Genomic DNA, 26,856 nt, shown 5'->3' on the forward strand with positions numbered 1-26,856 from the left:
AGTAGAATAGAAAGAACTGACAGGACTTAGTCTCCCAGCGGGGGCCGACGCCTACCGGGGCACAGGGCGGACCTGTGGAAAGGTGGGCACCCGGTGAGGGTGGGGATAAATCCCGGCCTCACGGGCGCGGACTCCGCTGCGGCGGCGCGGCGCAGCTGCACCTCGTAGCTGGCTGGAACGGAAGGAACCGAGCGAGAGTGGGAACGGCTGCGCAGGGCCCCGACCGGGAATGCAGCGGCGTTGGTGTTAGCCGCTGCAGCTCGTCGCCGGCGGCCGAGACCAGGGGAGTGATCCGGTGACAAGCCAGACCACGATCCCGGTCGGTATCTACTGGAAGCCCGGCGTGTGGGACTTCGCGCGATCGGCCTACATCGCCGACCTGGACACCGACGCCGACTCGCCCGGCTCGTTCGTTGGCTGGCTCGCCCAGGCGCTCGAGCTGCACGCCCGGCGCTCACCACAGCAGCGGGCCGAGCTCGCGGCCGCGGGCGAGAAGCACCCCGCCCTGGTCAGCGTGACCCGCAAGAGCTTCAACAAGAAGCACGACCTGCCGGCCTCGACCATCGAAGCGGTCGAAGACGCGCTGGTGGCCGACCGCCAGGAACTAGGCCGGATGCTTGCCCGCTCCGCGTTCGCCCAGGAGGCCGTGATCGTCGCGGCCGAGGACTCCCGCCGGCGACTGGGCCGCGAGTTGCCGCCGCCTCCACAGCAGCTCAGCAACCGGCCGCCGCGGCGCCGGCCGGCACGGTAGTTCAACTGCCCGCCGGCACGGTTGTGTCGGTGTCTACGCCTAGCGTGCTTCTCAGCGCCCCGATCCGGTACCCGAGAGCCGGTCGGGGCGCTTCTTTGCGCACGCGAGCACGAGCGGATCCGAACAAGTTCGACCGATGTGATCGCTGCCGGGCACCAATGGGACCTAGGTGACTGCAGGACCGATCCGAACGGTCTCGCAGTCACCTAGGAGGAAGTCATGTCCACCACCGTCACCTTCGCCGGCAACCTGGCCGAGGCTCCCGAGCTGCTCTACACCCGCGAGAACAAGCCGTTCGTCAGCTGCCGGGTCCTGGTCAACCGGCGCGTGCAGAACGACGAGGGGGAGTGGGTCAACGACGAGCCCACTGCCCACAACGTCAAGGTGTTCGGCACCGCCGCCACGCACGTGCACGACAGCTGCGGATCCGGCGACCCGATCTTCGTCCACGGCCTCGAGCGCACCGAGAGCTGGACTGACAAGGAGTCCGGCGAGAAGCGCACCAAGGACGTCGTGGTCGTCGACAACCGCTTCGGCGAGGTCGGCGTCTCGCTCAAGTACATCTCCGCGCGCATCGAGCGCGCCGCCCGCCCGGCCCAGGCCAGCTGACCGCGCGGAGGGTTCCGATGGATCTCGTCGTACAGTCCCCGGACGAGCTGCTCGCCGCAGTGCCGCACGTCCTCGGCTTCAAGCCCGAGGAGTCGATCGTCCTCGTTCCCTTCCGGCCCGGGCTCCCCATCACCCGCGTCGACCTGCCGAAGACGGCCGCCGACCGCGAGGAAGTGTGGGACGCCATCAGCGGCCCCTACGGCCGCCACGCCCGCCCCGGCGCGCGCCTGGCGATCCTCTGCTTCACCGAGGACCGCCGCAGCGCCGAGCTGGCCAGCCAGCATCTGTCGAACCGCCTCGAGACCGTGGGCATCACCACCCACATCCGGCTGTGGGCCGACGGCGAGCGGTGGCGTGAGTTCAACACCGGTCAGACCGGCCTGCAGACCTCGGCAACCGCTGGGCGGATCGCGGCCGCGACCGTGCTGACCGGCGCCGCCCAGCCAGCCGCCAGCCGGGACTCCTTGGCCGCCTCCATGGTCGGTGACCGTGAGCCGATCACCCAGCTGATCCCCGCAGCCCGAGCCGCGGCCGCAGCGAGTACCCCCGCCATGGAGCGGGACTGGGCACTGGACCGGCTCGAGCAGTTCCACGCCGACGGCAACCGGCTCTCCGACGTCGACGGCGCACGGATGCTCGTCGCGCTGGAGACGATCAGCACCCGCGACACGGTCTGGGAGGACATGACCAGGGAGAACCACACCTCACACATGGCCCTCTGGAACGACCTCACCCGCCGCGCCCCCGACGAGGTCCGCGCGGCGCCGGCCTCCATGTCTGGCTTCGCCAGCTGGCTGCACGGCGACGGTGCCAAGGCCTGGTGCGCGCTCGACCAGGTGCCCGCCGACCGGCCCTACGCCATGGCCGCCATCGTCGCCTCGGCCCTGCAGAACGGCATCCACCCCCGCGAGTGGGAGCGATACCAGACCCAGATGCGCGACATCGCCGCCGACCTGGACGAGTCCTTCGTCCCCAAGCCACCCGGCCAGCAGCGCGACATCCCGGGCGCGCAGCCCGTCACCGACCGCCCGGCCCCGGGCCGCTGAGGAGGACCGCGATGAACCACCACCACGACACCCCGGTGCAGCCCAGCGTCACCGAGCGACAGCTGCGCCGCCTGGTTGTGCCCGAGCCCGCGGCCTACGCCGCCGACAAGCGCCTTGACGTCATCCATGAACCCGACCTCGATCTGCTGTGGGGAGACGAGGAATGAGCACCCCTCGCACCGACGTCGACGACGCCGACCGGCTGGCCCGCGTCAAAGCTGCAGCGCCAGCGAGCCCGGCGACCTGCGGATTACTGGATAGGCCCGGTGGCCACTGCGAAATCTCGGCCCCGGCACGACGCCAAAACAGCTCAGCGATCGCCTGAGCCCATGAAAGGAGAACCAGTCATGCCCAACCCCTCACCGGATCCGGGTGTCGACGAATGGGTGCTCGCGAGCGCGGCGGAGGTCGCCCGGAATGTTGCACGCCACGGCGTGTCCATCACGTGGTCGGAGGCAGCGGAACGGCTGCGACGCACCGTCGAACTGTTGTCCGGGCAGGTTTTCGTCATCGACGACGGTGGCACGTTCACTCCGTTGCCCCAGCAGGAAACTCCCCGTTGGCAGGAGACCGGGTTCGCAGAGTCTGTCGCCTGCGCTGCCGTTCACTACGCAGGCCAGCCCTACTACCCCGAGAACCCCCAGAGTTCGCGAGTCGAGCTCGCGGTTCCCTGGGACACCGCAACTGCGCTGGTGCATCTGCTCAGCGCACTCTTGGTTGCTCGGCTCACCGGCCCCACTCCCAGCTGCGACCAGGAGCAAGTTGAAGCGGCGCAGCTGCTGAACAGGCTAAGCGCCGACGTGGCCTTCGAGTTCTCGCGTGACGACGACGAACTCCTGGGCGACGAGGAGAAGGTGGGGGAGCGCGTCTACCTCCTGATGCAATCCTGCGATGTCTGGCAGGCACTGGACCTCCTGGGCAACGGGAGGGAAGCGCTCCGGCTCGCCGGCGTAGCGGACATGGAGATCTTGGACCTCACCCTTTGGGAGGCCCGCTGCTGGCTGTTCGGACCCTACGAGCAGGCGTCATGAGCACCCCGCACGCCGACGTCGACGACGCCGACAGGCTGGCCCGCGTCAAGCTGAGCAGTGCCATCGAGCCCGGCGACCTCCGCGTCACCGGGCTGGTCGACGAGCTCGGCGCCGTCAAGGTCCTCGACTACCTCGAGGCCGCCGGCGAGGTGGAGAGCCACTGGGGCTTCGGCATCGGCCAGGAGCTCGCCCGCGCCGACTCCGCCAGGCTGCTCGAGCAGGCCGCCGTAGTCGGCATCCGGTTCATCATCCCCGGCGACCCGGAGTGGCCGTACCGCCTCGCGGACCTCCGCGACGTCGGCGCGTTGCACGAGCGAGGCGGCGAGCCGGTCGGCCTGTGGGTCAGGGGAGCCGGCGACCTGACCCAGCTTGGAGCCAATGCTGTGGCCGTGGTCGGGTCTCGCGCCGCGACGGATTACGGGATGCAGCAGGCCACCGAGCTGAGTCGCGAGCTCGCGGCCACGGGCCACACCGTCGTCAGCGGCCTCGCCTACGGGGTGGACCAGGCCGCGCACCGCGGCGCCCTCATCGCTGACGGCCCGACCATCGCCGTTCTGCCCGGCGGCGTCGACCGGCCCTACCCGGCCGCACACGCCCAGCTGCTCGAGGCCATCGCCGAACGTGGCCTCGTCGTCTCGGAGGCACCCCCGGGAGCCGGACCCACCAGGACCGGCTTCCTGGCGCGGAACAGGATCGTCGCCGGCCTCTCTGAAGGGACTGTGGTCGTCGAGGGCGCGCTGCGCAGTGGCGCCCTCAACACCGCCCACTGGACCACGAACCTGCACCGACCCCTCATGGGCGTCCCCGGCCCCGTGAGCAGCGCGGCCTCCACCGGCGTGAACCAACTGATCCGCCTCGGCCAGGCCAGCATGGTCACCACCGCCCAGGACGTCATCACCGACGTCACGACCCGCGCTGCCAGGGGAGACGGAGGCGCCAAGCAGCTCGACGAGTCCTTCGTGCCGGGCCCCGTGCGTTCCACGCAGCGCGCGATTCCCACCCCGGCAGCCGGGGCCTCCGCACCCCGCCGATGACGGCCCTACCGATGCCTGTGGATAACCCGATCTGAGCCGGACCCTCACTTACTCTGCTGAGAGTGCCTGGTCTCCCACAATCAAAGGAGGAACCTCCGATGTTCACCCTGACCACCCAGCCGCCGGTCGTCCGCGTCGACTGGACGTGGACCGTGAGCGTCGAGCGCGTACTGGGCGCAGTGCCCGACCTGCTCACGTGGGCCGACGCGCCGAGCACCGAGTGAGCCGGCGATGCGCAGCGCCCACACCGAACGGTCGATGCTGGACCGGCTGAACATTCGCTACTCGAGCTGCGTCACGAACGGCGGACGGAGCGCTTGAGGACCTCGACGATGCCGGCGAGCTCGGCGTCGCGTGACCAGCGACCGCCACTGGACGGGTTGGACCTCAGCGACCTGGGCCGGTCCAGTTTGGGTCGACCGGCACGGGGATCAGATCCTCAGTGCACAGCCAGTCCATCTTGACCACCGGCTTGAGGGACGCGTCGTCATGCCACACCACCAGGGCCTCCCAGTGTCGACCCTCGCGCTTCCAGTCGAGGATCAGCCCCCGGGACGGCTTGAGCCGGCCCGAGTTTCGGATCAGCACGAACCGCACATCGCCGTACGGCCGCCATGCGTCGTTCTTCGGCGGGTTGGCAGACAAGACGGCCCTCACTCGGTGGTGAGCAGCTCGGCCGGGATCCACTCCTCGACCGTTGCCCACCGCCCGGGCCTCAGCTGGGCGACGTAGACGACTCGGCCCTCCCACAGGTGGCCGGCGCGGCGCCACTCCAGCAGCAGGCCCGGGCGCGGCGACGACGCGTCGACGGGCACGCTGACCCAGCAGTGCCGACCCGGATGCTCCGCCCCGGTCGCGCTCACCGGCTCCGACGGTTGGTCGACGCGTACCCGGTCCTTCAAGGGGATGCCAGCCCCGCGCCCGTAACCGCCCGCCATACCCCTAGGGTAGAACAAGTGTTCGAACCGCATGGCCGACGGATCGGACCGCCGATGCGGGCGAACCGGCCTCCTCGTGTCGGCAGGGTGCCGTAGTTTCGGCCCATGAGCAGTCAGGGCCGCGCGTCGATCCAGTTCACCCTGAACGGTCAGCGCTACGAGCTGAGCCGTGAGGGCGTCGAGAGCTGCCTTGTCGACGTCGCGCCCGACGCGATCCGCAAGCACGCCGTGCAGGTGAACGACACGTGGTTCCCGGTGATTCAGGCGTTCGAGCTGGCCACCGGGATCCCGCGATCGGAGTTCATGTCCAACACAGCGCGCCGGCACCTGGCGGCCCTGGGCTACCAGGTGGCAGGTAACGTCGAGACGCGCACGACACCGCCGGCAGCCCGTCCAGCGCTCGCGACCCCATCGGTGCCGACACCGCCGCGCCGGGATCTCGCCGCGGCGGTCGAGGTCGAAGGCGAGTGGCACACCGAGGCCAACGTCCAGGCGGCCCTGGTGACGGCGTTGGCCGGAGAGGGGTGGCGGATTCTCTCGGTAGCCAACACAGCGACCAGGGAGCACGGCATCGACGTCATCGCCTCCCGAGATGGCCAGACCGCCGGAGTCGAAGTGAAGGGGTACCCGAGCCGCGGATACGCCGACCCCGCTCGGGCAGGAGAGGTCAAGCGCACGAGCCCGAGCACGCAGGCCGGCCACTGGTACTCCCAGGCGGTGCTGGCCGCGATGCGTCTGCGCGGCAAGGAGCCGCAGTGGTGCAGCGTCATCGCTCTGCCCGACTTCTCGCGCTACCGCGACCTGCACGCCGAGACGGCCGGCTCGCTTGCCGCCGCGCAGATCGAGGTCTGGTGGGTAGACCAGGCGGGCTCGGTGCAGCGTCCGTGACACTCACCTTCGCGTCGGTCATCGCGAGCGCGGGTATCGACCCAGCCGAGGCCCTGGTGATCAGGCACGCCTACGTGCGTGAGCACGAGGACGGGACCGTGGGGATCCACGGAGACTCCTCCGACGACGAGATCATGGCCTACACGCGCGTCCAGTCGGCCAACACCCGCACCTTCCCCGCCATGCCGCCCCGGCTCTGGATCGTGTTCCGGCCCGAGGGTGGCGATCGCGCACGGCTGTGGTCGGTCCTGGTCAATCACGGCGAGCTGTCGCACGATGGCGCGCTGCGGACCTTCGACCTGGAGCAGACCGAGTTGATGAGCGATCTGCGCAACAGGCTGGTGATTCATTGGCGGTCTCCGCGCACCTGGAGGATCAACGCGACAACCGCGGCCGCGTACCCGGTGGTGGAGATCGCCGACTCAGAGCCTGTGCGGTTCCCGGGATTCGACGCGCTCACGCTGGACTACCCCCAGCTGCAGGCCGTCATCCGTGAGCATCGGTACGCCGCCTGGCGAACCGCACTGTCGTCCGTCATCGGGATCTACCTGATTACCGACACCCGCGACGGTCGCCATTACGTCGGGAAAGCCGACGTCGCCGAGACCATCTGGCAGCGCTGGGCTGCGTACGCGACCAACGGCCACGGAGGCAACGTCGAACTCCGCACCCTGGACCCCGTGAGTTTCCGGCTGTCGGTTCTCCGAGTGTTCGACCCCGCTACCCCCACCAGGGAGATCGACGCGGCGGAGAGCCACTTCAAGCACGCACTCGACTCCCGGCGCCACGGGCTCAACCGCAACTGAATCCCCCGCATCGTCAATGTCGGACCCCTGCGGCAGAACAAACGGGCGTGCCACTGTCGGCGCAGCACGCCCGTCGCCGCAGAGCTCGACGCAACCGTTTACCCACAACTGAAAACTGATCCACGGCAAGATGGCCGCATGGTTGAGGGTGAAGTCAACGGGCGCGCGCTTGCGCCGGAGCATGAGTCCGCGCTGCTGGCGGGTACCGGCAGAACAGATCTGGTCGATGCGCTCCACTGGATCGCCGAGGGTAGACCCGTGTCAGGGGTGGACGGAGCGAGCATCCTCACGGCCGTCGTTGCGGCGGCCGACTCAGGAGTCCGGGGCGCGGACGCTGCACTCCGGACAGCCGTGCGGTCGGCACTGCGCAGCACACTCGACACGAGCGCTGACCTCGTCCTGACTGATTCGATTGTGCCGCCGCATCGGTACCAGGCAGCGCTGGCCAACGTCGCGCGCCGGACGCCGAGCGGAACGCTGTCGGATATCACGAGCGCGACCGTGATGGCGGCTCAGGCCGCCGACCCGCTGGTCATCGAGACGCTGGGTCTCGTAGCCGGCCTGAGTTGGCGCGACCTCCAGGCTCGCTCGCACGCGCGCGGCGTTTCACTACCAGGCGACTCTCAGGGGACGTGGAACCCCAGCCAGGTGCTCGGGGCCTTCCGAGTCATCGACGAAATCGTGCGAGCCCAGGTCGAACCGCAGCTCGTCGGCGCTGTCGCTGCCCGGCCCCTCGAGCTCCTGCTCGACGGCTCGGTTGGGTGGGATGCGATCGAGAAGCTTCGCGCCGACGGAGTCGGCTACGGGACACTTCTCGCGCAGCGCGACGTAGGCAGTGCCTGGAGCGCTCACCGAAACCGGAGCAACAACGAGATCAGCAAGCTCATGGTCCGTCGGGTGCTCAGCGCACTCGACGACCACAGTGTCGGCTACTGGTCGACCGAAGGGGACGAGCCCGTCGCGAAGACGTTCCTTGGTGGACGGGCAGGCGTTGCTGGCAAACCCCCCGGGCAACTCTCTGTCGTGACCCGCAGCGCCGATGGCGCTGCCGGTCTGGCGGTTCTTGTGGCGATCGCCAGAGATGGAGGGACGGCCCGGAAGACGGCAGCTACCCTGCTCCAGCTACCCAAGAAGATCGGCGTGCCCGCAGTCCTTGTTCTATTCGGTACCGGATGGGCAGACCGCGGCGAGAGCGATGACCTGGTGCGCGCCTACGGCGGACGCCTCTACACCGAGCAAACGCTCGACGGACTGGCCAGCCTTGCGGCTTGTGTCGGTGAGGACTGAGATGCTGGACCGACGAACATCGCACAGGAGAGGTACATGAGCCAGCCAATCACGACAGCCACTCGGGAGAGTTCCATCCAGGCCGCCACCGACGCGGCCAAGCAGGCCGTCGCGAATGGCGGTGGGACCGCCGAAGAGCTGCGGTGGAAGGGAGGCAAGCTAGTCCTCCCGGTGGCCACCGTCGACCTGGACGTCGTCCTCTTGAGCCCGCATAGCCACCGGATCAAGGCACAACTGCAGTCGCTGCCGCAGAGTGAACAGGACCTCGTCGCGGCCGACCCGTACGGCCCGCAGGCCCAGGGCCTGATCGCCCACCTGCTCCGGGAAACCCCGGGCTTCGACCGCATCAAGAACGCCCTGGCCAACGACGGGCAGCTGTACGCCGGCGTCCTGACGACAGGTGGCGTTCTCGTCAACGCCAACACCCGCGCCGTCGCGCTCCGGGATCTGCGCGAGCAGTACATCAAGGCGATCATCCTGCCGGCCGACGCGGGCCCGAAGGAGATCACCGAGCTCGAGCTCCAGCTGCAGATGGAGCAGGAAGTCAAGCAGGACTACAGCTTCACCAGCCAGCTGCTCTTCATCGAGGACCTCATTAACAGCGGCAACTACACCACTCTGGAAGTCGGCCGCGCGCTCCGCCCTTCGCTAACCACCAGCAAGAAGGACACCAAGGCCGCAGTCGACCTGGTCGAGGGCGAACTGCGCTTGCTCGGCCTCATCCGCGAAATCGTGAGCGCGAGCGGTGGTGTCCTGAACTTCCTCTACTTCGACGATCAGCGCCAGGCGTTGATCGAGATCGACCAGGACTACCAGCGCTTGAAGAGCACTAAACCGGACGAGGCGAGTCGCGTTCGCGACGCGCAACTGGCGGCGATGATCGCCGGTGTTGATTACCGCCGGCTTCGAGAAATCGACTCGAACCTCCTGGACAACTACGTGGTTCCGGCGCTCGGGGAGTCCTCGACCCTGGCCCCGCACATCGACGCCTTGCTCTCCGTTGACGGGACAGGCGGGACGCCAGGGACCGCAGCGCCCGCGGGCGTCAGCGAGTTCTTCGGTGATGACGAGGAGGACGGCGATGAAGTGGGTGCGCCTGGTGGGTCACCCGCCACGGCCAGTTCCGGCAAGCCCAGTCTCTCTGGCATGTACACCCTGCTTGCCCAGACGAAGCCCGACGAAGGCATCACAATGCCGAGTCCGGGAGCGTCCGGCGACGACAGCGTCAGCCTGCCCCGGGTGGTGGTCGCAACGGAGCTGTTCAGCGGACTGACGACGGCGATCGAGAACAAGAAGCGGGACGCCCGCCAGATCGATGATCTGACGGCTCCGATGGTGCACCTCAAGGAGGCCGCACGAGTCCTGGACAAGGCCGCCACAGCGTACGCCGACGTCAAGGACCGACCAGGGTTCAAGCGCACCGACTTCGAGGCCGCGGTGCAGGAGTACGAGCGGGCGGCCGCAGCCTTCCAGTCCGTCGTGTCGCCGAGCGAGGAATCGGGTGACTGAGCCAGCGGCCTCCGCCAACGCAGCACCCGGGCCGTCCCTCGGATTGGCTCTGACCGGGCATCCGCCGGCGGTGCAAGCCACCCGACTTGGCGACGTGCCCCAGGGGTTCTGGCTGCAGCTCCTGGGCGAGTGGGGCTCGGACGGCGACCGGCCCGGCGAGCAGGTCGTCCTCCCGCTCGAACGGCTGCTGAGCAACATGGCGTGGCTGCGCACGGCCTGCCAGCGCTACGGCGTCGGCATTGTCTCAACGCCGGACCTCGACAGCATTCTCCAGCAGACGCGGGTTCAACGACGGCTGCTGCAGTCGGCCCTCGCCGCACCGCAACCGCTGGACGACTCCGCGGTAGGAGCAAGGCTCACCGGCACGCGCTTCTCACGCCAGCTCCGCAGCTTCCAGACCCGCGATCTGGGACGCCTACTGGGGCTCGCCAACGGCGCCAACTTCTCGGTGCCAGGAGCAGGCAAGACCACCGTCGCCTACGCCGTCTACGAGACCGAGCGGGCCGCTGGGCGAGTTGAGCAGATGCTTGTCGTCGCCCCGCTCTCAGCGTTCGACGCATGGCAGAACGAGGTCAACGACTGCTTTCCCGAGGGGCAGCGCCCAGTCGTGGCTCCGCTAGTCGATCAGCCACCACGCGATGCCGAGGTACTCGTCGTCAACTATCACCGCCTCGACAGCCGCTACGACACGGTCGCCGAGTGGGTCAGCCGCAAGCCCACCCTGGTCCTCCTCGATGAGGCTCACCGCATGAAGCGCGGATGGGATGGAACGTTCGGCAGCGCGTGCCTGAGCATTGCGTTCCTGGCAGCACGCCGAGACATCCTCACGGGAACGCCAGCCCCGCAGAGTCCGCAGGACCTCATCGCCCTCATGGACTACCTGTGGCCGGGGCAGGGCCGACGGATCCTCCCCGCCGACGCGCTCGTGTCGCCACCTCCACTGGACGCCGGCGCATTGGTAGCCGAAGCGATCGCGCCACTATTCGCGCGGACCCGCAAGAGTGAGCTGGGCTTGGACCAGCCCACGATGAAGGTCGTGGAGGTCGACCTCGACCCCCTTCAAGCAGAGATCTACAACGCCCTAAAGGACCGCTACGTAGGCGCGTTCGACCTCAGCATGACGGATCGCGCCAGCTTCGCGAACATGGGCGACATCGTGATGTACCTCCTCGAGGCTGCCACCAACCCCCAACTGCTCACGGCGGGCTCAAGCTCGGAAGACGTCATGACCTTCCGGCACCCCCCTCTCGACGTTCCACCTGGCAGCGCGTTGTGGGACCTGCTGCAGCAGTACAACCAGTACGAAACGCCGGCGAAGTTCCGCCAGCTCGCGGAGATGGTCGAGGCCAACGCTTCCCAGGGCCGCAAGACCCTCATCTGGAGCAACTTCGTGAGGAATCTCCAGGCGCTCGAGCGGATGCTGGCGGTGTACCAGCCAGCGCTGATCTACGGAGGCATCCCCTCAGAGTTCGCGGACCCCAACGCCGCGCGGACCAGGGAGGGCGAGCTAGCCCGATTCAGGACCGACCCTGCATGCGCCGTGCTCCTGGCCAACCCGGCCGCGATGAGCGAGGGCGTCAGCCTGCATCAGGTCTGCCACGACGCCGTCTACCTGGACCGGACCTTCAACGCGGGCCAATACCTCCAGAGCGTCGACCGAATCCACCGGTTGGGACTCGCGCCTGGACAGGAAACCCGGATCACGTTCCTACTCACCACCGGCACCATCGACGAGATCATCGACTCGAGAATCAGAGAGAAGGCGGAGCGCCTCGGCGAGATGCTCGACGACCCCGACCTGAGCACGATGGCACTGCCATCTGACGAAGACTACGGCCCAGCGCTGGACTCGACGGCCGACATGGTGGCCCTGTTCGCCCACCTCCGCGGGGACCTGTGAACGACGCTGCCCACGAGAACCGGCCCGCCCGGTCGACGCCGACGGCCTACCAGCTGCAGGCCGCGGTTCTGGCGGGCCGTGTACTGGACCAAGCTGGAAACTCCGAGACCTCCCTCGTTGTGAGCTACGACCAGCTGGCGACGGGCGGCCTCTACCGTTCGCAGGACCTTCAAGCAGGGCACGCGCTGCTTCAACGGGCGCACCTGGTGGTCGTTGAAGGCAGCAACCACGTGCCCACCCCGACGCTCCTCAGCCTGTGCGGGCTACCCGACGACGTCGCCGCCGAACTCCTCCTGCAGGAACTGATGGTCGAGGAGCCACCCCTGTGGTTGTACGCGGCGGTTGTCGATGACGAGGTCCGGTGGGAGAACGTCCCGGAGTCCGACCAAGAGGCCCTAGAACAGCTGCTCGAGGATGCGACCCGCAGGGAGGCGCTGCTGATGAGCGTCGGGCGCACCTTGGACGCCGCCCAGCTCGCCGAGCAGGGGGCACAAGGCGAAGAGTTCGTCGTCGAACTCTGCCGGAAGCACCTCTGCGACCTGGATCGCCCCGACCTCGCCGCCGCGGTGAGTCGGGTCAGCCTCCGCAGCGACGAACTGGGCTACGACGTGACCAGCCCCGACACCACCGGACATCGGCACCGCATCGAGGTCAAGACGACCAGCAGCGCATCTGTGGGCCGCGTGGAGTTCTTCCTCTCACGCAACGAGGCGACAGTCGGCGCAAGAGATCCAGGATGGTCCCTCGTCGCCGTACGACGCAACCGCGACGACAGCCTGGAACTCATCGGCTGGTGCTCCTCCGTCAACCTCGTCCCGCACCTCCCGCGCGACGTTTCTGGCCAGGGCCGCTGGGCGAACGTTCGGCTGAGCATCGCCATCACCGACTTTCAGCCGGGGCTCCCGCTGGACGCGCAGAGCTGAGCTCCGATCGACGGTCGGTCCGTCCTATTTGGTCACGGCGCTTTCCGCACGACGGACCCGGAGGGGCTGTAGGAACTCGGCGGAGGAAAGCGCCTCGAGGAACTCCTCCTGCCAGCCGCCAGCTAGGTCACCCACCGCCAAAACGTACTCGGCGACGATGCCGAGGAACTCCTCCTCGGCAGTGTCGCCCACGGTCGGCCGATGCTTGGTGACCGAGATACTAGATACCGGCACCAGGTCCAGTAGCAGGTCCAGGGTGCACGCGCGGACGTTCCGCTTCGCGTGATCCGTCTCGTTCTCGCTGTGAACGATCGTGCAGCCAGCAGCCCGGAGACCTGCGCTTTGCAGCGCCTCCAGGAGTTGCGCCCATGCACGCGGGTCACGATTCGCGTAGCTGAAAATCAGGTGCCCATCGTCGCGCAGCAACCGAGCGGACTCCCGAAAGATCGAGGCAAGCAGTGCGGTGTAGCTACCAGCGGCCACGAGTTGCCCCGTCGCTCGGTTGACGACTGCATCGCCGCCTGAGTCTGCGGAGATCAGGCCCGCCCATGCTTGCAGGGGCTGCGAGAGCTCCCCGTACTGGACATCGTCGTGGTACGGCGGGTCAGTCAGGACCAGGTCCACCGAGCCCGTGGGCAGGAGTTGCCTTTGGGAACTTCCGACCACCACCAGGACGTCGGGACGGTCCAGCGACTGACCGTCCACATCCTGGCCGAGCAGGGCGGGAACCGTGGGAGCGCTAGCCGCGATCGGGCCCGCAACTCGCAGCCCGCCGCCGGTGCGTTCCTTGAGCCACTCGGCAGCCTTGATGAGTTGCACGAGTCGCCGCAGGGTGGTGCCTCGGCCACTCGTTGTAGTGCCCCACGCGTTCGGCTCCACCGGCAGCGTTGTGAAGTTGAATCGGTGGCCCGCCATCGACTCGTAGCTCTTGAGGTAGTACCGGTCCCAGCGGGAAAGGTGGCCGGCCATTTCCGTTGACCCGACGATGGCGAGCTTCAGCGCGGCGACCACGTCGGCATCGGGGGAGCAACTAGGCGCTAGCTCGAGAAGCCTCTCGACCATGGCTCGCTGGCGGCGAGGGTAGAGGTCCTCCCAGCTGCGGAATCCATGACGCCTGAGGACCGCGGTCTCCTGACCTGCCGGGATTGAGCCGAGCTGCATCCGCGGGTCAGCATGTTCCGCCTCTGCGGCGGCCAACTCACCGGGAGTCGGCAGCGAGAGCTCGCGACGCCCGCCGCCCGCCCGCTCAACCAGCACAACCTCCCACGCCAGCCCCGTCGCCTTCGCCCGCTCCTCAAGCCGGTCCTGGTGGCCGCAATGGCACGTGACGACGCGCCGCGGGGTGTACGCACGAGCCGGATCTGTCAGCTCTCCGCAGGTTGAGCATGCAGCGGCCACATCACGGCGCCCCTTGAACAGGTGTCCGTTCGGGCACGCCAGAAACGCCTCAGGGAGGTTCCTCTCGACGCGACTCGTGAGACTGACAAGTGCGTGCGGAAAGATGCGCTGGCCCCGGCCACAGGCTGTGCAGGGTGCAACGGCCACCCTGAACGTATGGCTCACGAGCGCCGGGGTTCCATCCGTCAGAACGGTGCCGTACGCCGCTTGTGCACTCGCCAGCACCCGTTGTGTCAGCGCCGCGATGCCATCTCTCAAAGCCTCTGGGTCTGGCAGAGCCAGCATCGACGCTAGTCCCCGCGCCGCCCACGGGTTCAGGTCCTGGGCGTACACGGAGTGTCCGCGCATCACCGCCGCCAACGGGATTACGCCACCGCCGGCGAAGGGGTCGCTGACGACCATCCTCCCTGGGCGATCCGCGCTGACGGCGTCGATGATCGACCCGTTCACTGCCTCGGTCCGCCGAGCCCACCAGCGGTAGGTGCTGACGGGCGGCAGGTGGACCTCGCGGTTTCGGACCTCGCGGCGGACCTTCAAACTCACCGCTGCTGCGTCGAAGTGCCTAAGGGGGCTGCGAATCGTCGTGGCGAGCTGCTCGGGGTTGGATCTGAGCGAGGCCGACGCCGCAGCGCGCGGCTGGGCAGAAGACCGCGCCATCAGTGGGCAGCCTTCGTCCGGTGGTTCCGAACGCTCGCAGGCGCGCCGGCGTAGTTGCAGCCGGAGTCAGGACACCGTTCCCAGATCCCGGACTGCACTGCGTCAGCCGTAACCGAGTGGTCCGCGTCGTATCCATGGCCGCGAAGCAGTTGCGCGACGGAGCCGTCGTACCGGGCGGCGAGTAGCGCCGCCTCGGCGACCTTGTCGTGGCCACGGGCGAAGAATGCTCCGAGGGCGACTTCGTCTCCGCATCCGCACCAGCAGTTTCCAGTCGGCAGCAGGCGCCGATGTTCGGCTGCAGTCACTCGAGCCACCTCCCGCGATCTACGATCCTTGATCGTCGTTCTAGAAACCCTATCAAGATTGAAGGTGGTTGTCGTGGACGTGTGCCCAGGGCGGTGACACGTGTGTCGGAACCCACGCTGCACGCGTGCAGGCGGCAGAACATCCGGGCGCGACACGGATGCTCAGTGGTTCGCCCAAGTCAGGCCCAGGATCCTGAGGGCCTCTTGGAGGTCGGGGTGCTCGGGGGAGAGCGCGTGGTGCTCGATCGCGTCGAGGGACCGGCTGATCGCGGGGTCCTCGGCGCGCTCGAACACGGCCCACAGGGCGAGGTCGTCACCGTGCCTGGAGGCGAAGGTGACTCCGTCGAGCTCGGTGCTGGCGTGCAGGTAGGTGGCGACGGACTGGGTGAGTGCCCTTGGGCGCCCGTCCTTGAGCGCCGCCGCGTCGAAGTCGTGCAGGTTCAGCAGGTGGGCGAGGGCGACGAACTGCGGCCGCAGCGCCGCGATGGACTCGGCCGCCGTGACGGCACAGAAGCGGCCGGTCAGCGTCGCACTCGCCGCAGAACGAGGCTCCAGCCACGAGTAGGAGATCTCGCCGGCCCGCGCGGTCGGATACACCGCCCCGTCCTCGTCGTCCTCCACGATGTCGTCCAGCTCGAGCGCGAGCGTCGGGTCCGGCCGGAAGCCGGCGAGGACCTCGAGCAGGCAGGCCAGGAGCGTGGAGCCGGCATAGACGGTGCGGAAGTTGCCCTGCCGGTCGTCCCATCGACCGTGGAACCGGCCGTCTGTGCCGGCCCACTCCCAACCCGACCAGGCCCAGGGCTCGGGCTTGAAGCCGACCCGCCAGACCTCCTCGGCCGCATCGACGACGACCAGCTGGGGCGCCTCAGCCACCGGCGACGTCATCCGGCAGCGGCGAACGCGCGCGCGGCCGCCAGGATGCTGGGGCCGACCTGCTCGAGGTCGCCTTCACGCAGCAGCCGCGCGGGTGCGACATCGTCGAGCCGCGGGTTCATGCCCTGGAACCACGCCTGGATGACCGCGGCCGAGTCCTTGCCGCGCAGCAGCGCCGCGATCCGGTAGGCCATCCGCAGCCGGTTGACCACGTCCGTCGACGGAGTGCGCGCGTCGCCGGCGTCGGCCCACTGCCGAACCGCTCGGGTCTCCTGGACCGAACCCAGGTAGGCGACCAGTTTGGCGCCGAGCAGGTCACGCAGCCGCTCGACGAGTTCCGGCGTGGCCAGCCGCACCGACTCCTCGTAGGCGCGCAGGTCGCCGCGGGCGATGGTCGACTGAGTGCTCATTCCTGCAGTGTGTCACGTGCCGCAGCCCGATCCAATACCTAATCCCGTATTTCATCACACCCTTAATCACACCGCCGATAACATAGATTATGTCAACATAACGACAGAGAGCATGAGCACATCAGTTATGTAGTACACTCCCCCCCATGGCCCGTTACCGAGAGATCGCCGACGATCTGCGCCGCCGAATCACCGAGGGTGAGTTCGACGTAGGTGATCAGCTGCCCTCCATCGCCACGCTCCAGGAGCACTACGACGTGCCCGGCCTGGGCACCATCCGGCAGGCCCAGCAGATCCTCTTCGACCAGGGCATGATCGTGACCCGTCAAGGCGTCGGAGCCTTCGTGGTCAGTGCAGCGCCTCGACCCCGCACGATCGACGTCGTCCAACGCCTCAAGGCCGCGCGAGCGGCGATTGACGACGCGCTTGCCGCACTTGCCGAGGCCGCCCCGGTCTCAGACGAAACAGCCACCACCTACCGCTGCGGCTTCTGCGATGCGACGTTGTCCAGCTCTGATCAGGCCGAGCTCGTGGCCTGGGCTGACGAACACACCGACACCGCGCACCCCGAGGAACGGGACTGGCCGAACACGTACTCGATCTACTACCCCAACCACCCGCCGCTCCAGCCGCCGCAGGTCTACTACCGCTGGCCCGGCGGGAAGTCGAACTACCCGAGCGAGCGTCGCTGAGCGGCTGGCCCCGCTGTGGAAAACGAACGGAGTGTCGGACGCATGAGCGAGACTGCAGAAGAGCTCGACGACAGGAGATCGCGATGAGCACCGAGCCCACGTTCGAGGACATGCGCCGTCGGGCGCACAGGCTCCTCGGTGACGCCGAGGACGACCTGCGCTCAGATTGGCGCTCCGGCACCGGACCCACCCGCGAGCAGGGGCAAGGGGCCCTCGAGGCTCGCCAACTGACCGCCCAGGCGAAGGCTGCGCTCGACCGCGCGGCACGTTGATCGGAGACCTGAGGACATGGCCAAGTACCAGCACACCATTCACTACATCGTTCGCGTTATCGAACGGCCGGCCAGTGACGACCGGGAGACCTGGTTCGCGGGGCCGTTCGGTTCCACCGAGGCCGACCACGTCGCCAGCGAGCTCGAGCACGCGGCCGACCACGATCGCGAGTGCTACGTCGAGCAGCTGTTCGCCCGCGAGGAGGGCTGACCCATGACCACCTCGACCGCAACGCGCGACGACCTGGTGGCCCTGGCGACCTTCCCCCTGACCCGGCCGGGTGAGAACACCGTCCCGGTCCGGATGCAGACCGAGCACCTGGCGGCCGTCGAGAGCGACCTCGCACAGCGCGGCGTCCCGGCGGAGATCGTCGAGAAGTACTTCCTCGGCCTCCACCGCTGCGACGAACTCCCGCTCGAGCTGTGGATCGCGATGATCACCGACGCCCACAACCTCGCCACCGCGACCGCCGCGGCGCCCTCCCACGTCGCCGCCCTCGCGATCGAGTGGGCGGCCAACGACCCACTGCAGCGCTGGGTCAACGCAGCACCCGACGGCCCGGGCTCGCTCCAGGACACCATCAGCGAGTACCTCGGCAGCCACAACCCCTTCCCCGACGAGCTCCGCGTCGACGTCCTGGCCCGCGACGAGGCGAGTTGGGTGCCGGCCACCATCGTCGAACGCACCGCCGTCGACGAGTGGACTGTCGAGTACGACGACGGCGAGCAGGTCTGGCGCGACCACCAGGAGCTGCGCCCCCACTCCCCCGAGGCCGGCTGACCGGGGTGGCGGCGCGATCCTGGCGCGAGGGGCGCATCGACGACCTCCTGGCAGCCGTCTCCGAGCTCGGCATGACGATGTCCCGCGCGGCTGCTGGCGAGCTGCTCGACGAGCGGGTGCAGTTCGTAGCGAACCAGATGCGCGTCACTCCAGCGACCGCGCGGACCTACCTCACCGAGGAGGCCCTGGCGGGCATGGCCCGGGAGATCGTCTTCGGCTTCGTCGAGGAGACCCCCGGTGCAGACCTGATGAGCGCACCGCGAACCTCCGCCGTGCCGGTGCGGTTCCTCGGCCGCGTCGTGGCCGGCCTGGGCGAGGTCCAGCGGATCCTCATGGTCGAGCGTGACGACCTCGAGCACACCCGAGACCGGGTCGCCCAGATCGCCCATACGCAGAGCCACCTCGGCCTCTTGCTCACCGATCAGGTCGCCACCATCGACTTCTACGACGAGCCCTCGGTCCAGATGCCACCTGCCCTGCTGCTGCGCGTGGCACGCTCCCTCGAGACCGGGGCCGACCTGGTGGAGGCGGGCCTGGTGGGCTACGAGGCGGACCCCCAGGAGAGCGAGGGGCTCCCCTCGGCCTTCCGCCGCGACGTCGACCTTCTGCGCACCATGGCCGAGCAGGAGAAGAGACCGTGACGGCCGCGCAAGCCGTGACCCTGTACGCCACCGTGCAGGAAATCCCACCCGACCACCGCGGCGGCTACACCCTCGGCCGAGACGAGCTGATCGTCGAGGACGTCGACTACGACCAGGCGCTCGCGGCCGCGCGCCGGCGTGTTCCCGAGGGGTGGCGGATCATCGCCCTGCGGGTTGACCGCGAACGAGTCGCGACGGATTGATCGTTCCCGGCTCCCCTGCGCACGTAGGTGACCAGGAAAGCGAGGTGGACCATGAGCACTTCCCCAGCTGAGAACCCGGTCCCTGGAGTCGTCACCTTCACTGCCCGCGGTAACGCTGCCCTCGACCAGCTGGCCGAGGCGTTGGCGGCCGAGTGCGACGGCTCCCCCACGAGCATCGCGGACATCCTCGAGCGGGTCCTGGAGGCCGATATCGAGGACCTGGCCGAGTCCCTCAGCGAGACCGAGCAACCAGTCGCGACCACAAGGCAGGAGGGCCTCGACGTTGAGGAGGTCGGGCCGCTGCCAGAGAGCCCCGACGAGGCCGCCCGACGCCGACTCTCGCCGAGGTCACCGCACGCCGGCGGCAGCCCGAACTCGCCCGGTGCCAGCATCGCCCGCTGATCAGAGTTCGCGGCGGGCCTGACGGCGCAGAACCGCCTCCAGTTCGGCAACGCCCTGTCCCAGCGGTGTCGGCGGGGTGACGTCGGCCAGGTCGTCGAGCAGCTCGTCGACGTCGCTGTCCTCGAGCTGTGGCGAAGCGTAGGCGTTCCACTCCCCCACCGCCGCGGCGAGCCGGCGGTAGGCCTCGACGTCGGCGGGAGCGTTGAACCAGGCCGCAGCGGCGAGCGCCACCCGCCGTGCGATCAAGGCCGCCTGATCGTCCATGGTCGCTCAGTCTCCTGCCCCAGCGCCCCGGAGGGAACCCCTGCGGCTTATCCACAGCCGCCGCCGGCGGCCACGCGTACGCCGGCGAGATCCGCGAGACTCAAGCCCTACCTCTCGGCAGGAAGGGCACCTGGTGGACGACAACGACCAGCTCGAAGCAGGCGGGCACGCGACGGCGGCCCGCCAGCATGTCTACGGCTTCAACCGCGCCACGATGTGGGAGCGCGATCAGATCCCGGCTGAGACCTCCGACGAGCTCGCGGAGTTCGCCGACATCGCGGCCGCGCTGCCCCAGGCGTTCTCGCAGCTCTCCAGCACGCTCGAGCGGGCACTGGCCGACCAGGTGCTCAGCATGGACTCGATGACCGACGAGTCCGACCCGGCCATGGCGATCGGCGTCGCTCGTCTCCACCTGGAGGAGGCCCGCGGTCTCGCGGTCGACCTCCACAAGCACCTCAACGCCGCCCGGAACGCCACCGCGCACATCATCAGCCAGGGCGTCGACGACGGGCAGGAATCGATGCCCTGGGACCAGCCCTGACCCCGGCCCCGCTGAGCGTCCGCGAGATTTCTTCGCGTCGGGTGATCGCCCGAGCGGGTCGACCTTCCTTTGGTGACTGAGAGATGACCCCGGTCCACCAAGGAGCTGCCCATGAGCACGCCCACCGATTCTCCCTCCGCCGCGGACGATCGTGACCCGGTTCAGGAGGCCCGCGACTACCTCGAGCAGGCCCTGGCCGCGCTCGACCGCCTCCGCGAGGTTCTGCCCGCGTCGAGCAGCATGCCCCCGCCCAACACGCGAGGCAGTGAGTCGTCATGACGACCGACACCGCTCTGCACGCCGCCGACGCCGTCTTCATGGCCGAGCAGTCCGTGGGACGCGCCCGCCGGGTCGTCGACGAGCTGCACACCACGATCAACTCGGCGCTCCAGGTTCTCGATGACGCCGAGCTCGACTCGGCCAAGGCCCGCCTCAGCGACCGTGGTGACTACTACCTCGAGGCCGCCGGCGAGCACTTGAGCCGCCTGCAGCGGCGCTGCAGCGACAACGCCGAACTGGTCGATGAACTCACCGGACACCTGGAACGGGCATCGCACGCGATCGCCGATGCCCACGATCTCCTCCAGGAGGCCGACACCTCCGATCCCGAGCTCGCCAGCGAGGTCGCGCAGTTGAAGCCGCGCCTCGCCGTCGTGGGCGAGATGATCGACCTGGCCAAGCCAATGGCCCGCCTGACCGCGCAGCACATCGACAGCGCGCAGCTCGCGGCCCAGCAGGTGACTCCGCCGGCGCTACTGGAGCCGGTCACCCTCGAGCGAAGCATCGCAACCGCCGGCAAGGAACTCGGCCGCGCCGACGAGGACGTACGCCTGCTGGAGAACGTCGTCGACCACGCCGCGGCCAGCGCCCGGCAGTCGGCCGGCATCGCCACCGAGATCACCGACAACGCCCGACGGCGTATGGCCGAGCAGAGCCGCGGCCAGATACCGCGCCAAGCGGCCCCGGCCGTCGGGTCGCTGGCGCGGTAGGCGGGAGGACGGGCATGGACCTCGATCCGGGCGGCCGCCAGCTGGCTGGCCTCGTCCTCGACGCCGCCAGCCGCGGGCAGCACGACCAGGTCGCCGACCTGATCGCGCCGCTTGACGTCGACCAGCTGCGGTCTCTGGTGACCGTCCTCGCCGTCCAGGTCGACCAGACCCTGCCGTCGTCCCCGGCAACCAGCCCGGCGGCGGTGTGCGAGCTGGCCATCAACGCAGCCGCACCGATGTTCGGCACCACGCCAGAGGCGATCCTGAGCGCCGAGCGCAGCCGACCGGTCAGCGATGCCCGCGCGGTGGCCATGACCGCCGCCCGCGAGACCGGCCTGTCCCTGCCGGCGATCGCCGAGCACTTCAACAAGGACCACGGCTCGGTGATCCACGCCGTACGCCGCACCGCCGAACGGCCCCGGCTGGCCGACGCCGCGGCCCGCGTGAGCGAGCACGTCAACGACCGCTACACCGCCCAGCTCCCCCGCCCCGAAGCCACTGTGGTCCCCCTCCGCCAGGAGCCCCCGGCGTCGACCTTCGAGCCCGATGGTCCGGTCGAGCACGCCGTCGTCGCGGCCGCCGCGGCCTTCAACACCACCCCCGAAGTCCTCTTGGGCGCCGACCGGACCCGAACTGCCTCGGATGCCCGCGCGGTGGCCATGACCGCGGCCCGCATCCACGGGCACAGCCTGCCCACGATCGCGCGGCACTTCGACCGCGACCACACCACCGTGCTCCACGCCACCCGTCGCATCGAGAAGACCCCACCGCTGCGCGACCTGGCAGCGAAGATCGCCGCGGATCTCCCCGAGCAATCGGCAGGCGCCGACGCGGGTCGGCTCGACGTGGCCGAGCAGATCCCCGAGAGCGGCTACCACTCCCCCGGGCTGCGCGAACAGCAGCGTGCGATCCCCGGTGCCGCCGAGCGCCCGCAGCTGAGCGTCGCCCGGTGAAGGCCCTGATCGGCCTTGCCGCGGCAGCGATCCTCGCGCTGACCGCCGGCGGCATCAAGGCCGCCCTCCCCGGAGCCCAGACAGGACCCGAACCAGCAGAGGGCACGACCAGCCAGGTGCGCGTGACCGCGGTCGTCGACGGCGACACGATCCGCGTCGAGACCCTCGACGGCCGCCAGCTCGGCCGAGTACGCCTGCTCGGCATCGTTCATTAGTCAAGCCAACTGTCGGGATTGGCTGTGTCGGGCTCAGCGATCCGTAGATCGCGCGGAACTCCCAAAGCTGTCCTCAACCGCAAAGTAGGGGGCGTACGCTGGCCCTGGCCGTTGAGATGTATCGCCGCTGCGGCACCGAAATCGCGAAGAGTAGGTTGGAGGGAAACCTCCAACGGCATGGTGCTCTGGGGCCTGGGGTGGATGGTCGGGTGACTCGCCTCGCAAAAACTTGGACGGAGCGGGTCGGCATCTGAACTCTGACACCGCCCCTCCGCGTCGACATCCGAGGGCAAGCCTCAGGCGGTAGCACCCTGTTCCGCCTTTGCCTGCTGGGCGGGCGTCATCAGAGCAGCGAGACGTACCGACACGATCCCGAGCACGCAGCCGATCAGCAGCGAGACAATGGTGTCCACGCACACCCACACGTAAGGCGTCGAGATCACGCCGCCGAAGGCACCGGTACCGGCCGTTGCCGGATTGCCGAGCGAAGCCACCGTGTTGGCGCCGCCCCCACCACCCGCTGCCCAACCATCCATCCCCGTCGCGATCCACCAGAACAGGGTCGAGGCGAAGCCCGCGAAGATCGCGGGCACGAAGTACCAGTCGCCGAGGGCGGAGCCCAGGACGACCACGAATGCAAGCAGGCCGACGATGAGGGCGATGGGCCAGAAGTCGGGCAGGCCCTTCGTCTTGTCGAGCAGGAACATCAGGACGAGTGCCCCCACACCTCCCATCACGGACCCGATGGCGGCCTTGTTGAACGCTGAGCGGTCTGCGCCGGCGGCAAAGAACATGGCCCAGGAGATGAAGGCGGCGGGCAGGACCATGTGAAAGGTATCGGGCAGGCTCAGACCGTTGCCCAAGTCGCCGTTGGTGAACCAGTGGAACGTGAAGTTGGCCCCGAACTCGATCCACAGGGCGGCGAGGACAGCGACGGAGAGCGCAAGCGGGGTGGTGGCTTTGAGTCGTTCGGTCATCTGATACTCCGTGATGTGTTGGGGTGGTGCATGTGGGTGTGTAGGGCGATCGTTAATCGCCCTGTTGCGTCCCGGAGGGAGGGCTGAGGAGCCGTCACGGCGGAGGGTGTGCCCGCAGGGCGGCTGACCGTGCCGGGACGCAAGTCAACGTCCAGCGCGCAAAGTCATGGCGGTCAGCCCGGACTTCCCTAGGGCAGCAGACCTTGGGTTGTGCGGGCGTGGCGACCCGGACTATTTCTCGGGGAGCACTTTGTCGAGGAACTGTGCGATGTCGGAGTAGATCGCGGCGCCGCTGGGCAGTGCACCGAGCGCCCAGAAGAAGCCGTGGATCATGCCTTCGTAGCGCTTAGTTTGCGTGAGCACTCCGGCCTCGTCCAAGCGGGCGGCGTAGGCCTCCCCTTCGTCACGCAGTACGTCGCACTCGGCCGTCGCGACGAATGCCGGCGGTAGGCCGGCCAGGTTCTCGACCCGGTTCGGCAGGGCATAGGTGCCCTCCTCGAAGTCCGCGGCCCCGAGGTAATGCGCCCAGAACCACTGCATGGAGGCAGGGGTCAGAAGCTTGCCCTCGGCGTTCTCGATGTAGGACTCGCGGGTGAAGTCGAAGTCGGTGACGGGGTAGAGGAGGACTTGCGCGGCGATGGCGACACTCCCGGACTCGTGGGCCGCCAGCGAGACACCAGCGGCGAGGTTGCCGCCGGCGCTGTCTCCGGCAACGACGAGACGGGAAGGGTCGCCCTTGTAGTCGGCGGCGATCTTCGCGGCCCACTCGGTTGCGGCCAGGCAGTCATCGAACGCGGCAGGGAACCGCGACTCCGGAGCGCGCCGGTAGCCCACCGAGACGACGACGGCCCTGACGTTGTGGGCAAGGTTGCGCAGAGGGGTGTCGACCACGTCGAGGTCGCCGATCACCCATCCTCCGCCGTGGAAGTAGACGATGACGGGGAACGGTCCGGTGCCCGCCGGTGCGTACACGCGGATCGGGATGTCGCCCGCGGGCCCGTCCACGGTCAGGTGCTCGACCTGGCCAATCTCTTCGGGTTCTCCCTGCAGCGGCAAGAAGCCGAGGGCGGCGCCCCGGGCTTGTGGGACGGTCATGTGCTCGAAGGGTGGAAGCCCTGCGGCCGACAGTGCGCCGAGCAGGGCCTCGGCTTCGGGGTGAAGTGACACGATCTGTCTCCTGACTGGCCGGCGGATGTCCGCCTTGCCGAACCTGCGGTGAAGGTCCCTGGTCGGGACGCTTCTCGACGTTAGGACTGCTTGAGCTCCGCACCGTTGTCGCAATCGACAACCGACGGGGTCACCTCGTTGTCGATGTGAACTCCGCCACCCAGCCCGGTCGGCCGCAGGCTGGGTGGTGCCGCACAAGACGTGCTGGCCGCGTTCCCCACGACACACGACACGCACTGGAGTGATATTCATGGCTAGGTCCGCAACGATGGTGGTGCTCATCAACCCGGTTTCGGAGGCGGTGGAGGCCGAGTTCAACCGCTGGTACGACGAGGTGCATATCCCGCAGGTTGTCGAGCGGATCCCCGGGGTGGTCGGCGCTCGTCGGCTCCGCCTCACCAAGGAGCAGCTGCTCCCCGCCGACGCGCTTCCGGTCCGTCGCTACATGACCGAGTACGACATTGACACCGACGACCTTCAGGGCAGCGCCAACCGACTGGGCGAGGCGCTCGGCGACGGCACTCTCGACATGTCTGAGGCGGTCGACATGTCCCCTGAGGCCGGTCCGCTCATCCATTACTACGAGGGTGTCAAGGCCTGACCTGCGGTCAACCGACCTCCCACCACGAAAGGCATCTCATGAACCACGAATCGCCCATCACCGTGATGCACCCCGGTGGTGCGCTCACCAAGCCGTCCGGCGACACCTCGATCACGCACGTCGACGCACTCGTGATCGGCGCCGGGTTCTCTGGTGTCCGCAGCCTCATCGAACTTCGCAAGCTGGGCATGTCTGCCCTCGTGCTGGACGCGGGAAGTGACGTCGGCGGCACCTGGCATTGGAACCGATACCCGGGCGCCCGGACTGACAGCGAGAGTTGGGTCTACTGCCTCTCCGTTTCCAACGAGGTCATGGCGGAGTGGGACTGGAAGGAGCGCTACCCGCAGTGGGAGGAGGTCAACGCCTACATCAAGTTCGTCGTCGACAAGATGAGCCTGCGCGACGGTTTCCAGTTCGACACCCGTGTCAGTTCTGCGCAGCATGACGCTGGGAGCAACCAGTGGACCGTCACCACCGAGGCGGGCGAGACGTTCACCTGCACCTACCTCGTCACTGGCCTGGGGATCCTGTCCCAACCGGTCATGCCGGCTTGGAAGGGCCTCGACTCGTTCGCAGGCGACGTCTTGCTGACGGCCAACTGGCCCAGCGGTGGCTACGACCTGACGGGCAAGAAGGTTGCCGTGGTTGGGACGGGAGCAACTGGCATTCAGGTGGTTCCGGTGGTTGCCGAGACCGCCGCTCAGGTCACCGTCGTGCAGCGCACGCCCAACTACGCGGTGCCGGGCCAGAACTATCAGCTAGACGACGCCAGGCGTGCCCAGATCCGGGCGAACTACGAAGAGATCTGGGGCAAGGCCAGGCGCCACGTCTTCGGGTTCCCGCTGGACCCGGCGGGCCGAATGTATGACGACGTCGACGACGCGGAGCGCCAGCGGATCTTCGAGGAGAACTGGCAGCGCGGTGGCTGGGAGTTCCTGTTCGAGACCTTCGACGACATCGTGATCGACCGGCGGTCGAATGACGCCGCGGCCGAGTTTATCCGTTCCAAGATCCGCTCGATCGTCACGGACCCGGAGACGGCGGATCTGCTCAGCCCAAAGGGCTACCCGTACGTCGGGAAGCGGCCGCCCTTGTCTCACGGCTACTACGAGGCGTTCAACCGAGACAACGTGCAGCTGGTAGACGTGAGCGGCGATCCCATCGACGCGCTGACCGAGCACGGTCTGCGCACGCGGGATGGTCGCGAGCTTGAGGCCGACGTGATCATCATGGCGACCGGCTTCGACGCGGTCACCGGCCCGTTCGAGCAGATCGACATCCGTAACTCGGATGGTGTTGCGCTGAAGGATCACTGGTCGGCAGGTGCCAACACGTTCCTCGGACTGAGCACTCCCGGGTTCCCGAACCTGCTGATGGTGTCGGGACCGCAGACGCTCTACGCCAACTTCCCCATGGTGTCGGAGATGAACGTTGAGTGGCTCGGGGAATTGCTGGGAAGCATGCAAGAGCGGGGACTCGACCGAGTCGAGGCCACCAAGGCGGCAGCGGACGCCTGGTCGCAGCACCTGGATGATGTCTTCCAGTCGACCGTTCTGACCGACGGCGAGAAGGTCGGGAGCTGGTATCTCGGTGCCAATATCCCCGGCAAGCCCCGCAAGATCCTCTTCTACTTCGGCGGCGCCGCCGCCTACGCAGACGCCTGGAAGCGGGCACGTGAGGACGACTTCGCCGGCTTCACGCTCTCGACCACGGCCGAGCACGCGGCCGTCGGCTGAGGACGACGCCGTCACGTCGACGACAGTCGGCCCACCCCAACCACCAGCTCGACCACC

The 26,856-nt window shown here is 68.3% G+C and carries 35 protein-coding genes; 27 read left to right on the forward strand and 8 right to left on the reverse strand.

The annotated features are described in order from the left end of the window. Positions 1 to 295 precede the first annotated feature (295 nt). From ASD66_RS08130 to ASD66_RS25510, 7 genes are all read left to right on the forward strand, one after another. Positions 296 to 751, forward strand: a complete 456-nt coding sequence (locus ASD66_RS08130; RefSeq protein ID WP_056890630.1) for a hypothetical protein — start codon at positions 296 to 298, stop codon at positions 749 to 751. A gap of 219 nt (positions 752 to 970) precedes the next feature. Beyond that, on the forward strand, positions 971 to 1,360 hold the full coding sequence (locus tag ASD66_RS08135; RefSeq protein WP_056890631.1) for a single-stranded DNA-binding protein: 390 nt from the start codon (positions 971 to 973) through the stop codon (positions 1,358 to 1,360). Positions 1,361 to 1,377: 17 nt separating this feature from the next. After that, positions 1,378 to 2,406 (forward strand): DUF4192 domain-containing protein, encoded by a 1,029-nt coding sequence (locus tag ASD66_RS08140; RefSeq protein ID WP_056890632.1) that lies wholly within the window; start codon positions 1,378 to 1,380, stop codon positions 2,404 to 2,406. A gap of 11 nt (positions 2,407 to 2,417) precedes the next feature. Continuing rightward, a complete protein-coding gene (locus ASD66_RS24910; RefSeq protein ID WP_200949970.1) occupies positions 2,418 to 2,573 on the forward strand; it encodes a hypothetical protein in 156 nt (51 codons plus the stop codon). 180 nt (positions 2,574 to 2,753) lie between these two features. Further along, the gene (locus tag ASD66_RS08145) at positions 2,754 to 3,437 is read left to right on the forward strand and encodes a hypothetical protein (protein WP_056890633.1); all 684 of its coding nucleotides are present in this window, start codon (positions 2,754 to 2,756) and stop codon (positions 3,435 to 3,437) included. Further along, positions 3,434 to 4,471 carry a DNA-processing protein DprA gene (dprA, locus tag ASD66_RS08150; protein WP_056890634.1) on the forward strand — a complete coding sequence of 346 codons (1,038 nt, stop codon included), beginning with the start codon at positions 3,434 to 3,436 and terminating at the stop codon, positions 4,469 to 4,471. Before ASD66_RS08145 ends, dprA begins: the two co-directional genes overlap by 4 nt. A gap of 98 nt (positions 4,472 to 4,569) precedes the next feature. Next, positions 4,570 to 4,695, forward strand: a complete 126-nt coding sequence (locus ASD66_RS25510; protein WP_268238931.1) for a hypothetical protein — start codon at positions 4,570 to 4,572, stop codon at positions 4,693 to 4,695. Between the two features lie 163 nt (positions 4,696 to 4,858). On the opposite strand, the gene ASD66_RS08155 is transcribed toward ASD66_RS25510, so the two are convergent. Together ASD66_RS08155 and ASD66_RS08160 are read right to left on the reverse strand one after the other, a co-directional pair. Next, complete coding sequence (locus ASD66_RS08155; protein ID WP_156388597.1) at positions 4,859 to 5,116, reverse strand: hypothetical protein; 258 nt, start codon at positions 5,114 to 5,116, stop codon at positions 4,859 to 4,861. 8 nt (positions 5,117 to 5,124) lie between these two features. Next, positions 5,125 to 5,409, reverse strand: coding sequence for a hypothetical protein (locus ASD66_RS08160; RefSeq protein WP_082599409.1), 285 nt, complete (start codon positions 5,407 to 5,409; stop codon positions 5,125 to 5,127). 105 nt (positions 5,410 to 5,514) lie between these two features. Here ASD66_RS08160 and ASD66_RS08165 point away from each other — a divergent pair, with 105 nt between their 5' ends. The 6 genes from ASD66_RS08165 (at position 5,515) to ASD66_RS08190 (ending at position 12,722) form a co-directional block, all read left to right on the forward strand. Next, positions 5,515 to 6,297, forward strand: a complete 783-nt coding sequence (locus ASD66_RS08165; RefSeq protein ID WP_056890637.1) for a hypothetical protein — start codon at positions 5,515 to 5,517, stop codon at positions 6,295 to 6,297. Next, on the forward strand, positions 6,294 to 7,103 hold the full coding sequence (locus ASD66_RS08170; protein WP_056890638.1) for a GIY-YIG nuclease family protein: 810 nt from the start codon (positions 6,294 to 6,296) through the stop codon (positions 7,101 to 7,103). Before ASD66_RS08165 ends, ASD66_RS08170 begins: the two co-directional genes overlap by 4 nt. Positions 7,104 to 7,241: 138 nt before the next feature. Next, on the forward strand, positions 7,242 to 8,390 hold the full coding sequence (locus tag ASD66_RS08175) for a hypothetical protein (RefSeq protein WP_056890639.1): 1,149 nt from the start codon (positions 7,242 to 7,244) through the stop codon (positions 8,388 to 8,390). Positions 8,391 to 8,426: 36 nt separating this feature from the next. Continuing rightward, positions 8,427 to 9,899, forward strand: a complete 1,473-nt coding sequence (locus ASD66_RS08180; protein ID WP_056890640.1) for a hypothetical protein — start codon at positions 8,427 to 8,429, stop codon at positions 9,897 to 9,899. Further along, positions 9,892 to 11,799 (forward strand): DEAD/DEAH box helicase, encoded by a 1,908-nt coding sequence (locus tag ASD66_RS08185; RefSeq protein ID WP_156388598.1) that lies wholly within the window; start codon positions 9,892 to 9,894, stop codon positions 11,797 to 11,799. The genes ASD66_RS08180 and ASD66_RS08185 overlap by 8 nt, the downstream gene beginning before the upstream one ends. Positions 11,800 to 12,029: 230 nt before the next feature. Next, complete coding sequence (locus ASD66_RS08190) at positions 12,030 to 12,722, forward strand: protein NO VEIN domain-containing protein (protein WP_162254256.1); 693 nt, start codon at positions 12,030 to 12,032, stop codon at positions 12,720 to 12,722. A 24-nt stretch (positions 12,723 to 12,746) separates the two neighbouring features. On the opposite strand, the gene ASD66_RS08195 is transcribed toward ASD66_RS08190, so the two are convergent. The 3 genes from ASD66_RS08195 to ASD66_RS08205 all read right to left on the reverse strand — a co-directional run bounded on the left by ASD66_RS08195 (position 12,747) and on the right by ASD66_RS08205 (position 16,365). Beyond that, a complete protein-coding gene (locus tag ASD66_RS08195) occupies positions 12,747 to 14,777 on the reverse strand; it encodes an SAM-dependent methyltransferase (RefSeq protein WP_056890643.1) in 2,031 nt (676 codons plus the stop codon). Between the two features lie 467 nt (positions 14,778 to 15,244). Further along, the gene (locus tag ASD66_RS08200) at positions 15,245 to 15,955 is read right to left on the reverse strand and encodes an RES domain-containing protein (RefSeq protein ID WP_056890644.1); all 711 of its coding nucleotides are present in this window, start codon (positions 15,953 to 15,955) and stop codon (positions 15,245 to 15,247) included. An 8-nt stretch (positions 15,956 to 15,963) separates the two neighbouring features. After that, positions 15,964 to 16,365, reverse strand: a complete 402-nt coding sequence (locus ASD66_RS08205; protein ID WP_056890645.1) for a hypothetical protein — start codon at positions 16,363 to 16,365, stop codon at positions 15,964 to 15,966. Positions 16,366 to 16,511: 146 nt separating this feature from the next. On the opposite strand from ASD66_RS08205, the gene ASD66_RS08210 reads away from it, so the two are divergent. The 7 genes from ASD66_RS08210 (at position 16,512) to ASD66_RS08240 (ending at position 19,356) form a co-directional block, all read left to right on the forward strand. Further along, positions 16,512 to 17,057 (forward strand): winged helix-turn-helix domain-containing protein, encoded by a 546-nt coding sequence (locus ASD66_RS08210; RefSeq protein WP_056890646.1) that lies wholly within the window; start codon positions 16,512 to 16,514, stop codon positions 17,055 to 17,057. Positions 17,058 to 17,140: 83 nt separating this feature from the next. Further along, positions 17,141 to 17,329 carry a hypothetical protein gene (locus ASD66_RS08215; protein WP_056890647.1) on the forward strand — a complete coding sequence of 63 codons (189 nt, stop codon included), beginning with the start codon at positions 17,141 to 17,143 and terminating at the stop codon, positions 17,327 to 17,329. Positions 17,330 to 17,345: 16 nt separating this feature from the next. After that, positions 17,346 to 17,540 carry a hypothetical protein gene (locus ASD66_RS08220; RefSeq protein WP_056890648.1) on the forward strand — a complete coding sequence of 65 codons (195 nt, stop codon included), beginning with the start codon at positions 17,346 to 17,348 and terminating at the stop codon, positions 17,538 to 17,540. Between the two features lie 3 nt (positions 17,541 to 17,543). Next, positions 17,544 to 18,110, forward strand: coding sequence for a tudor domain-containing protein (locus tag ASD66_RS25190; RefSeq protein ID WP_235530007.1), 567 nt, complete (start codon positions 17,544 to 17,546; stop codon positions 18,108 to 18,110). Positions 18,111 to 18,115: 5 nt separating this feature from the next. After that, positions 18,116 to 18,751: a hypothetical protein gene (locus ASD66_RS08230; RefSeq protein WP_056890649.1), complete on the forward strand. Its 636-nt coding sequence runs from the start codon at positions 18,116 to 18,118 to the stop codon at positions 18,749 to 18,751. Beyond that, positions 18,748 to 18,954, forward strand: a complete 207-nt coding sequence (locus ASD66_RS08235; protein WP_056890650.1) for a hypothetical protein — start codon at positions 18,748 to 18,750, stop codon at positions 18,952 to 18,954. Before ASD66_RS08230 ends, ASD66_RS08235 begins: the two co-directional genes overlap by 4 nt. A gap of 51 nt (positions 18,955 to 19,005) precedes the next feature. Then, positions 19,006 to 19,356 (forward strand): hypothetical protein, encoded by a 351-nt coding sequence (locus tag ASD66_RS08240; protein WP_056890651.1) that lies wholly within the window; start codon positions 19,006 to 19,008, stop codon positions 19,354 to 19,356. On the opposite strand, the gene ASD66_RS08245 is transcribed toward ASD66_RS08240, so the two are convergent. After that, entirely contained in the window at positions 19,357 to 19,620 is a 264-nt protein-coding gene (locus ASD66_RS08245; RefSeq protein WP_056890652.1) for a hypothetical protein, read from the reverse strand. 133 nt (positions 19,621 to 19,753) lie between these two features. On the opposite strand from ASD66_RS08245, the gene ASD66_RS08250 reads away from it, so the two are divergent. From ASD66_RS08250 to ASD66_RS08265, 5 genes are all read left to right on the forward strand, one after another. Continuing rightward, on the forward strand, positions 19,754 to 20,161 hold the full coding sequence (locus ASD66_RS08250; protein ID WP_056890653.1) for a hypothetical protein: 408 nt from the start codon (positions 19,754 to 19,756) through the stop codon (positions 20,159 to 20,161). 111 nt (positions 20,162 to 20,272) lie between these two features. Beyond that, the gene (locus tag ASD66_RS24395; protein ID WP_156388600.1) at positions 20,273 to 20,440 is read left to right on the forward strand and encodes a hypothetical protein; all 168 of its coding nucleotides are present in this window, start codon (positions 20,273 to 20,275) and stop codon (positions 20,438 to 20,440) included. Then, positions 20,437 to 21,150, forward strand: a complete 714-nt coding sequence (locus tag ASD66_RS08255) for a hypothetical protein (RefSeq protein WP_056890654.1) — start codon at positions 20,437 to 20,439, stop codon at positions 21,148 to 21,150. Before ASD66_RS24395 ends, ASD66_RS08255 begins: the two co-directional genes overlap by 4 nt. Positions 21,151 to 21,164: 14 nt before the next feature. Beyond that, positions 21,165 to 22,103: a helix-turn-helix domain-containing protein gene (locus ASD66_RS08260; RefSeq protein WP_056890655.1), complete on the forward strand. Its 939-nt coding sequence runs from the start codon at positions 21,165 to 21,167 to the stop codon at positions 22,101 to 22,103. Beyond that, the gene (locus ASD66_RS08265; RefSeq protein ID WP_056890656.1) at positions 22,100 to 22,318 is read left to right on the forward strand and encodes a hypothetical protein; all 219 of its coding nucleotides are present in this window, start codon (positions 22,100 to 22,102) and stop codon (positions 22,316 to 22,318) included. The genes ASD66_RS08260 and ASD66_RS08265 overlap by 4 nt, the downstream gene beginning before the upstream one ends. Before the next feature lie 296 nt (positions 22,319 to 22,614). Here the strand turns inward: ASD66_RS08265 and ASD66_RS08270 are convergent, their stop codons facing one another. Beyond that, positions 22,615 to 23,295: a DUF1097 family protein gene (locus tag ASD66_RS08270; protein ID WP_056890657.1), complete on the reverse strand. Its 681-nt coding sequence runs from the start codon at positions 23,293 to 23,295 to the stop codon at positions 22,615 to 22,617. A gap of 231 nt (positions 23,296 to 23,526) precedes the next feature. Further along, positions 23,527 to 24,462, reverse strand: a complete 936-nt coding sequence (locus tag ASD66_RS08275; RefSeq protein ID WP_056890658.1) for an alpha/beta hydrolase — start codon at positions 24,460 to 24,462, stop codon at positions 23,527 to 23,529. A 250-nt stretch (positions 24,463 to 24,712) separates the two neighbouring features. On the opposite strand from ASD66_RS08275, the gene ASD66_RS08280 reads away from it, so the two are divergent. Together ASD66_RS08280 and ASD66_RS08285 are read left to right on the forward strand one after the other, a co-directional pair. Beyond that, the gene (locus ASD66_RS08280) at positions 24,713 to 25,063 is read left to right on the forward strand and encodes a DUF4286 family protein (protein ID WP_056890691.1); all 351 of its coding nucleotides are present in this window, start codon (positions 24,713 to 24,715) and stop codon (positions 25,061 to 25,063) included. Positions 25,064 to 25,101: 38 nt separating this feature from the next. Further along, positions 25,102 to 26,799, forward strand: coding sequence for a flavin-containing monooxygenase (locus ASD66_RS08285; RefSeq protein ID WP_200949972.1), 1,698 nt, complete (start codon positions 25,102 to 25,104; stop codon positions 26,797 to 26,799). Positions 26,800 to 26,856: the final 57 nt, after the last annotated feature.

Origin of the sequence: Nocardioides sp. Root151 (assembly GCF_001427925.1) — a bacterium.
Lineage (GTDB): Bacteria > Actinomycetota > Actinomycetes > Propionibacteriales > Nocardioidaceae > Nocardioides.